Genomic DNA, 7,699 nt, shown 5'->3' on the forward strand with positions numbered 1-7,699 from the left:
CGCGGCGTCGGACTCCCCCTCGGGGCGCTCACCCTGCTCGCCGGCCCCAGCGGCAGCGGCAAGACCGGCGCCCTGCGCGCCTACGAGGCCCTCGCCCGGCTCGGCGGCGGGGCCGGACTCGACGAGGCGTTCCCCGACCCGGACGCCTGCGTGCCGGAGCGGGCCCGGGCCGACGCCCAGCACCGCCGCGGCTTCCGCATCGGCTGCACCGCCGACGGCCCCGAGGGCCCCGTCCGGCTCGAGATCGCCGTACAGGCCGAACCCGAGCTGCGGATCGTGGGGGAACGGCTCACGGCGGACGGGCAGGTCCTGCTGGAGACCGCGCTGCGCGACCCCCGGCGCCGCGCCGTCCAGGCCGCCTGGCACACGGCCGGGGCGGCCCCGGTGACCCGCGCCCCCCTGCCGGACGACCGGCTCGGCACCGCACTGCTGCCGCTGCGCGTCGCCGGCAAGACGCCCGGACAGCGCAGGGTGCTCGCCGCCGCCGAGCAGATGGTGGTCGCCCTGCGCTCCGTCTTCCCCTGCGACCCCCGCCCCGACCGGATGCGTGCCCCCGTGCCGACCGGCACCGGCCGGCTGCTCGGCGGCTGCGACAACCTCGCCGACGTGCTGTGGCGCACCCGCGTGGAGTGCGGCCGCCGGCACGCGCTCCTCGTGGCCGCGGTGCGCGCCGGTTGCGCCGGGCCGGTCGCCGACCTGCTCGCCGAGCCGTACGGCGCGGGACTGGTCCGCGCCCTGCTCGCCCGGGGCGACGGCACCCGTACCGATCTGCGGCTGCTGGGCGACGGCGAGCTGCGCTTCATCGCCCTCGCGCTGGTGCTGCTCACCGGCCCCGGTGTGCTGGAGGTCGACGCCCCCGGTGAGGTCCCCGCCGCGCTGCAGACCCTCACGGTGCTCGCGGACGGCCTCGACCGGGGACTGGACCCGCGGCAGCGCGCGGAACTGCTGCGGCTGGCGGCGCGGATGTGCGAGCGCGGGCACATCCGGCTGGTCGGTGCGGTGAGCGACGCGTCCTGGACCGCGGGGGTGGACGGAGTGACGGTGGTACACCTGAACCGTGACTGATCACGACGACGCCCCCCTCGACGTGGCGGCACTCCAGCGCCGTCTCGCCGAGTTCGCCGCCGCGCGGAACTGGCAGCCGTACCACACCCCCAAGAACCTCGTCGCCGCGCTCAGTGTGGAGGCGTCCGAACTGGTCGAGATCTTCCAGTGGCTGACGCCCGAGGAGTCCGCCCGCGTCATGGACGACCCCGGCACCGCGCACCGCGTCACCGACGAGGTCGCCGACGTCCTCGCCTATCTCCTCCAGTTGTGCGAGGTCCTCGGTATCGACCCGCTGACCGCGCTGGCCGCCAAGATCGACCGCAACGAGCGCAGGTTCCCGCTCTGAGGACGTCCCGCGGGCACAGGAGAGGCGAACCCCATAGTCACTCTCCGTAGTTGACGGAGTGGTCGAACGGGCAGTGTTGTCCACAGATTTCGGTCTTCCTCTGGCTTTTTGTCTCACGGTCACTCACTCTGGGTAGTGGTCAAGGGAGTTCGAGCGGAGGAAGGCGGGGGGCGCGCATGGACGCTGTGCGGCTCATCGTGACGAGCAGGCGGGCGCTGGCCGCGGGCGGCGGCGTGCCGGAACTGCTGACCGAGGTGTGGCAGGCGCAGGCCCTCGCACAGGCGATAGGCAGCCGCCTCGCTGTCACCGGCCCGCCGGAACTGCGCGGCGAGGCCCTGGGACTGACGGAGCTGGCGGGCCGCGGCTGCGGTGTGCTGGACACCCCCGAACTCGGCCCGGGTGAGCTGCGCGCGGCCCAGCTCACCGAGCTGGGCGAGGCCCGCCAGTCCCTGATGTACCTCGGCGGCCTGCTCGGCGAGGTCGGCATCGCCCTGGTCGGCCTCGCCTGCTCCGGGGACGACGAGGCCACGTACTGGCAGTGCATGGAGGCCATCGACGCGGCGGACGAGGCCCGGGACCGCGTCCTGGAGATGCTCCGCAAACTGGCCGACCGCGACCAGGCCGTACCGGAGCGGGAGGCCGGCTGACCCCGCAGCCCTCCGCCGGCCTCCGTCCCGGCCGCCCGCACCCTCGGGCGCGGTGCCGCCCGCGCCGGCCGCCCGCACCGTCTCCCCGCGACACCGACCGCACCGCCGGTGCAGTGGGTCCCGCCCGGTTCAGTGGGTCCCGCCGTCCTCCCCGGTGTCGGCCCGCCCCGATCCCGCCGCCTGCAGGTCCGCGTCCAGGGCCGACAGCTCCGCGTTCAGCGCCGCCATCAGCTCCTCCACCTGCTGCACCAGCCCCTTCGGCTGCCCGGCCCCGCCCTGCTGCGGCACGCTCTCTTCGGACATCGACGGCCTCCTCGGCCCGTGGCCCCCGAGGAGGCCGACAACGAATGACGCCCCGGCGCACAGGCCGGCACGGGTGCCGGGCGTTCCGGCTCCGCCCAGGCCAACGATCTTCACCGGGACCGGTCACCGGCCGCGGACCACCGGGCGCGCCGGGGGGGACCGGGCGGAGCCGTCCCGCCCCGGGCGTGCAGGATGGACGCATGGATCTCCGTATCTTCACCGAGCCCCAGCAGGGGGCCACCTACGACACCTTGCTCACCGTCGCCAAGGCCACCGAGGACCTCGGCTTCGACGCCTTCTTCCGCTCCGACCACTACCTCAAGATGGGGTCCGTGGACGGCCTGCCCGGCCCCACCGACGCCTGGATCACCCTCGCCGGCCTCGCCCGCGAGACCAGGCGCATCCGGCTCGGGACGCTGATGACCGCCGGCACCTTCCGCCTCCCCGGCGTGCTCGCCATCCAGGTCGCGCAGGTCGACCAGATGTCCGGCGGCCGCGTCGAGCTGGGCCTGGGCGCGGGCTGGTTCGAGGAGGAGCACAAGGCGTACGGCATCCCCTTCCCGAAGGAGAAGTTCGGCCGCCTCGAGGAGCAGCTGGCCATCGTCACCGGGCTGTGGGCCACCGAGGTCGGCGAGACCTTCGACTTCCACGGCACGTACTACGACCTCACGCGCTCCCCGGCGCTCCCCAAGCCGGCCCAGCGCAAGGTGCCGGTGCTCATCGGCGGTCACGGCGCGACCCGCACTCCGCGGCTGGCCGCCCGGTACGCCGACGAGTTCAACATGCCGTTCGCCTCGGTCGAGGACAGTGAGCGCCAGTTCGGCCGGGTCCGCGCCGCCGCCCAGGAGGCCGGCCGGGACCCGGGCGACCTCGTCTACTCCAACGCCCTCGTCGTCTGCGCCGGCAAGGACGACCGGGAGGTCGCCCGCCGCGCCGACGCGATCGGCCGCGAGGTCGGCGAACTCAAGGCGAACGGCCTGGCGGGCTCCCCGGCCGAGATCGTGGACAAGATCGGCCGCTACGCCGAGGTCGGCGCCGGCCGGATCTACCTCCAGCTCCTCGACCTGGACGACCTCGACCACCTGGAGCTGATCTCCGCCCAGGTCATGTCCCAGCTGTCGTAACGCCGGCCGCGCACCGCGCGCCCGGCCGGAACGGGACCGCCTCCTTTCGGGGCGGTCCCGTTCGCCGTGTCCGGCCGCCCGCCCGAATAATTCGTGAAGGCCTCCCGCACCGTTGCCTGTACGTTGGCACCGCGCGCCGGAACCCCGCGCGTACCCGCAGTTCAGAAGGTGTTCGAGGTGTAACCACCGTGTTCCTGACGATCAGCGCCACCGGCACCCCCGAGCGCCCCGCGACCGACCTCGGTTTCCTGCTGCACAAGCATCCCGGGAAGGCGCAGGCGTTCTCCACCTCCTACGGCACGGCACACGTCCTCTACCCCGAGGCGGACGCCGAACGCTGCACGGCGGCGCTGCTGCTGGAGGTGGACGCGGTGGCACTGGTCCGGCGCGGCAAGGGCAAGGGCCGCGGCGGCGCACCCGACGCGGCGCTCGCGCAGTACGTCAACGACCGCCCGTACGCGGCGTCCTCCCTCCTCGCCGTCGCGCTGAGCGGCGTCTTCTCCAGCGCGATGCGCGGCGTGTGCCACGCCCGTCCGGAACTCCCGGCGCAGCCGCGCCCGCTGCGCATCGAGGTGCCCGCACTGCCCGCCCGCGGCGGCCCCGAACTCGTCCGCCGGCTCTTCGAGCCGCTCGGCTGGGCGGTCACCGCCGAACCCGTGGCACTGGACACCGAGTTCCCCGAGTGGGGCGACTCGCGGTACGTGCGCCTGGTCCTGGAGGCGGACACGCTCACCCTCGCCGAGGCCCTGCGCCACCTCTACGTGCTGCTCCCCGTCCTCGACGACGCCAAGCACTACTGGGTCTCCTCCGACGAGGTGGACAAGCTGCTGCGCGCCGGTGAGGGATGGCTGCCCGCGCACCCGGAGCAGAAGCTGATCACCAGCCGCTACCTGTCCCGCCGCTGGTCGCTGACCCGGCAGGCCATGGAGCGGCTGGAGCTGGTGCGGCTGGCCGAGGCGGACGACACCGACGTCGAGGAGATCGACAACGCCGTCGAGGCGGAGACCGGGGAAGGCGCCGAGGAGAAGCCGGCCCCGCTCGCCGTGCAGCGGCGGGAGGCGATCGTCGCCGCCCTGCGTGCCGCCGGCGCCGCCCGGGTGCTCGACCTCGGCTGCGGCCAGGGCCAGTTGGTGCAGGAACTGCTGCGGGACCCGTCCTTCACCGAGATCGTCGGCGTCGACGTGTCGATGCGGGCGCTCGCCATCGCCTCCCGGCGGCTGAAGCTGGACCGCATGGGGGAGCGGCAGGCGGCGCGCGTGAAGCTCTTCCAGAGTTCGCTCGCGTACACCGACCACCGGCTCGAGGGGTACGACGCCGCCGTGCTCAGCGAGGTGATCGAACACCTCGACCTGCCCCGGCTGCCCGCTCTGGAGTACGCGGTGTTCGGCGCGGCCCGCCCCCGGACGGTCCTCGTCACCACCCCCAACGTCGAGTACAACGTGCGCTGGGAGAGCCTCCCGGCCGGCCACGTCCGGCACGGTGACCACCGATTCGAGTGGACCCGCGAGGAGTTCCGCGCCTGGGCGGAGAAGGTGGCCGGACGCCACGGCTACGGCGTGGAGTTCGTGCCCGTCGGACCGGACGACCCCGAGGTCGGGCCGCCCACCCAGATGGCCGTGTTCGAGACCGGGACCGTGAAGGAGGCGAAGGCCGCATGACCACCACCCGGATCCCGAAGCCGCAGGGCCGTGCCCTGCCCGTGACCGACCTGTCCCTCGTGGTGCTCGTCGGCGCCTCCGGTTCGGGCAAGTCCACCTTCGCGCGCCGCCACTTCAAGCCCACCGAGGTCATCTCCTCCGACTTCTGCCGCGGCCTGGTCTCCGACGACGAGAACGACCAGAGCGCGACCCGCGACGCCTTCGACGTCCTGCACTACATCGCCGGCAAGCGCCTGGCCGCCGGCCGCCGCACCGTCGTCGACGCGACCAGCGTCCAGCCGGACGCCCGGCGCCAACTGGTCGACCTGGCCAGGCAGTACGACGTGCTGCCCATAGCCATCGTGCTCGACGTGCCCGAGGAGGTGTGCGCCGAGCGCAACGCCGCCCGCACCGACCGCGCCGACATGCCCCGCCGGGTCATCCAGCGCCACATCCGCGAACTCCGCCGTTCGCTGCGCCACTTGGAGCGCGAGGGCTTCCGCAAGGTGCACGTCCTGCGCGGCGTGGAGGAGATCGAGCACGCCACCGTCGTCACCGAGAAACGGTTCAACGACCTCACCCACCTCACCGGCCCCTTCGACATCATCGGCGACGTCCACGGCTGCTCCGCCGAACTGGAGGCGCTGCTCGGCAAGCTCGGCTACGTCGACGGCGTGCACCCCGAGGGCCGCACCGCCGTCTTCGTCGGCGACCTCGTCGACCGCGGGCCGGACAGCCCCGGCGTGCTGCGCCGCGTGATGGCCATGGTGAAGTCGGGCAACGCGCTGTGCGTGCCCGGCAACCACGAGAACAAGTTCGGCCGTCACCTCAAGGGCCGCAAGGTCCAGCACACCCACGGACTCGCCGAGACCATCGCCCAGATGGACGGCGAGAGCGAGGAGTTCCGCGCCGAGGTACGGGAGTTCATCGAGGGCCTGGTCAGCCACTACGTCCTCGACGGCGGCAAGCTGGTGGTCTGCCACGCCGGTCTGCCGGAGAAGTACCACGGCCGCACCTCCGGCCGGGTCCGCAGCCACGCCCTGTACGGCGACACCACCGGCGAGACCGACGAGTTCGGCCTGCCGGTGCGCTACCCCTGGGCCGAGGACTACCGAGGCCGGGCGGCCGTCGTCTACGGCCACACCCCGGTCCCGGAGGCGACCTGGCTGAACAACACCATCTGCCTGGACACCGGCGCCGTCTTCGGCGGCAAGCTCACCGCGCTGCGCTGGCCGGAGCGGGAACTGGTCGACGTGCCGGCCGAGCGGGTCTGGTACGAGCCGGCCCGCCCGCTGCGCACCGAGGCCCCCGGCGGCCACGAGGGCCGCCCGCTGGACCTCGCCGACGTGCACGGCCGCCGGGTCGTCGAGACCCGGTACGCGGGCCGGGTGTCCGTCCGCGAGGAGAACGCGGCGGCCGCCCTGGAGGTCATGAGCCGCTTCGCGATCGACCCGCGCCTGCTGCCGTACCTCCCGCCGACCATGGCACCCACCGCCACCTCGCACCTCGACGGCTACCTGGAGCACCCGGTCGAGGCGTTCGCCCAGTACGAGCAGGACGGTGTCGCACGGGTCGTGTGCGAGGAGAAGCACATGGGCTCACGCGCGGTCGCCCTGGTCTGCCGGGACGCCGACGCGGCCCGTCGCCGCTTCGGAGTGGAGGGCCCCACCGGGTCCCTGTACACCCGCACCGGCCGCCCGTTCTTCGACGACGCCGCCGTCACCGAGGAGATCCTCGGCCGGCTGCGCACGGCGGTCACCGAGGCCGGCCTGTGGGACGCCCTGGAGACCGACTGGCTGCTGCTGGACGCCGAGCTGATGCCGTGGTCGCTGAAGGCGTCCGGGCTGCTGCGCTCGCAGTACGCCGCCGTGGGCGCCGCCTCCGGCGCGGTCTTCCCGGGCGCCCTGGCCGCCCTGGAAGGCGCTGCGGCCCGCGGCGTCGAGGTGCGGGACCTGCTGGACCGCCAGCGTGAACGCGCCGACGCCGCCGCCGCGTTCACGCGGGCGTACCGTCGCTACTGCTGGACCACCGACGGCCTGGACGGCGTGCGCCTGGCGCCGTTCCAGATCCTCGCCGTCCAGGGCCGCAGCCTCGCCGCGCTGCCGCACGACGAGCAACTGGCCCTGATCGACCGCCTGGTCGAGCACGACGGCACCGGGCTGCTGCAGACCACCCGCCGCCTCTACGTCGACACGGCCGACCCCGAGTCGGTGCGGGCCGGTGTCGACTGGTGGCTGGAGATGACCGGCCGCGGCGGCGAGGGCATGGTCGTCAAGCCGGTCGGCGCCCTGGTGCGCAGCGAGCAGGGGCGCCTGGTGCAGCCCGGCATCAAGTGCCGGGGCCGCGAGTACCTGCGGATCATCTACGGCCCCGAGTACACCCGCCCGGAGAACCTGGCCCGGCTGCGCACCCGGTTCCTGAACCACAAGCGGTCGCTCGCGATCCGCGAGTACGCGCTCGGCCTGGAGGCCCTGGACCGGCTGGCCGGGGGCGAGCCGCTGTGGCGGGTGCACGAGGCGGTCTTCGGCGTCCTGGCACTGGAGTCGGAGCCGGTGGACCCGCGGCTGTGACGACGCGTACCGAGGCCCGGTCCGG

General features: G+C 73.8%; 7 protein-coding genes. 6 read left to right on the forward strand and 1 reads right to left on the reverse strand.

Annotated features, from left to right (window positions below; translation table 11 throughout):
• The 3 genes from RIM90_RS07140 to RIM90_RS07150 form a co-directional block, all read left to right on the forward strand.
• Window positions 1–1,065 (forward strand): ATP-binding protein (locus tag RIM90_RS07140; RefSeq protein ID WP_309059720.1); only part of this gene is annotated, 1,065 nt, incomplete at its 5' end.
• Window positions 1,058–1,393: a nucleotide pyrophosphohydrolase gene (locus RIM90_RS07145; protein ID WP_309059721.1), complete on the forward strand. Its 336-nt coding sequence runs from the start codon at window positions 1,058–1,060 to the stop codon at window positions 1,391–1,393. The genes RIM90_RS07140 and RIM90_RS07145, both read left to right, overlap by 8 nt.
• A 176-nt stretch (window positions 1,394–1,569) precedes the next feature.
• The gene (locus RIM90_RS07150; protein ID WP_309059722.1) at window positions 1,570–2,040 is read left to right on the forward strand and encodes a DUF6099 family protein; all 471 of its coding nucleotides are present in this window, start codon (window positions 1,570–1,572) and stop codon (window positions 2,038–2,040) included.
• A gap of 129 nt (window positions 2,041–2,169) precedes the next feature.
• Here the strand turns inward: RIM90_RS07150 and RIM90_RS07155 are convergent, their stop codons facing one another.
• Window positions 2,170–2,343, reverse strand: coding sequence for a hypothetical protein (locus RIM90_RS07155; protein WP_309059723.1), 174 nt, complete (start codon window positions 2,341–2,343; stop codon window positions 2,170–2,172).
• A 200-nt stretch (window positions 2,344–2,543) separates the two neighbouring features.
• Between RIM90_RS07155 and RIM90_RS07160 the strand changes: the two genes are divergently transcribed.
• The 3 genes from RIM90_RS07160 to RIM90_RS07170 all read left to right on the forward strand — a co-directional run bounded on the left by RIM90_RS07160 (window position 2,544) and on the right by RIM90_RS07170 (window position 7,674).
• The gene (locus RIM90_RS07160) at window positions 2,544–3,467 is read left to right on the forward strand and encodes an LLM class F420-dependent oxidoreductase (protein WP_309059724.1); all 924 of its coding nucleotides are present in this window, start codon (window positions 2,544–2,546) and stop codon (window positions 3,465–3,467) included.
• Window positions 3,468–3,655: 188 nt separating this feature from the next.
• On the forward strand, window positions 3,656–5,125 hold the full coding sequence (locus RIM90_RS07165; protein ID WP_309059725.1) for a 3' terminal RNA ribose 2'-O-methyltransferase Hen1: 1,470 nt from the start codon (window positions 3,656–3,658) through the stop codon (window positions 5,123–5,125).
• Window positions 5,122–7,674 (forward strand): polynucleotide kinase-phosphatase, encoded by a 2,553-nt coding sequence (locus RIM90_RS07170; protein ID WP_309059726.1) that lies wholly within the window; start codon window positions 5,122–5,124, stop codon window positions 7,672–7,674. Before RIM90_RS07165 ends, RIM90_RS07170 begins: the two co-directional genes overlap by 4 nt.
• Window positions 7,675–7,699 lie beyond the last annotated feature (25 nt).

Origin of the sequence: Streptomyces sp. (assembly GCF_031181555.1) — a bacterium.
Classification (GTDB): domain Bacteria; phylum Actinomycetota; class Actinomycetes; order Streptomycetales; family Streptomycetaceae; genus Streptomyces; species Streptomyces fimbriatus.

What these genes read in the sequence shown, in the direction of transcription:
- RIM90_RS07150 (WP_309059722.1), top strand. Translation starts at nt 1,570, where the DNA reads ATGGACGCTGTGCGGCTCATCGTGACGAGCAGGCGGGCGCTGGCCGCG.
- RIM90_RS07155 (WP_309059723.1), bottom strand. Translation starts at nt 2,343, where the DNA reads ATGTCCGAAGAGAGCGTGCCGCAGCAGGGCGGGGCCGGGCAGCCGAAG.
- RIM90_RS07160 (WP_309059724.1), top strand. Translation starts at nt 2,544, where the DNA reads ATGGATCTCCGTATCTTCACCGAGCCCCAGCAGGGGGCCACCTACGAC.
- RIM90_RS07170 (WP_309059726.1), top strand. Translation starts at nt 5,122, where the DNA reads ATGACCACCACCCGGATCCCGAAGCCGCAGGGCCGTGCCCTGCCCGTG.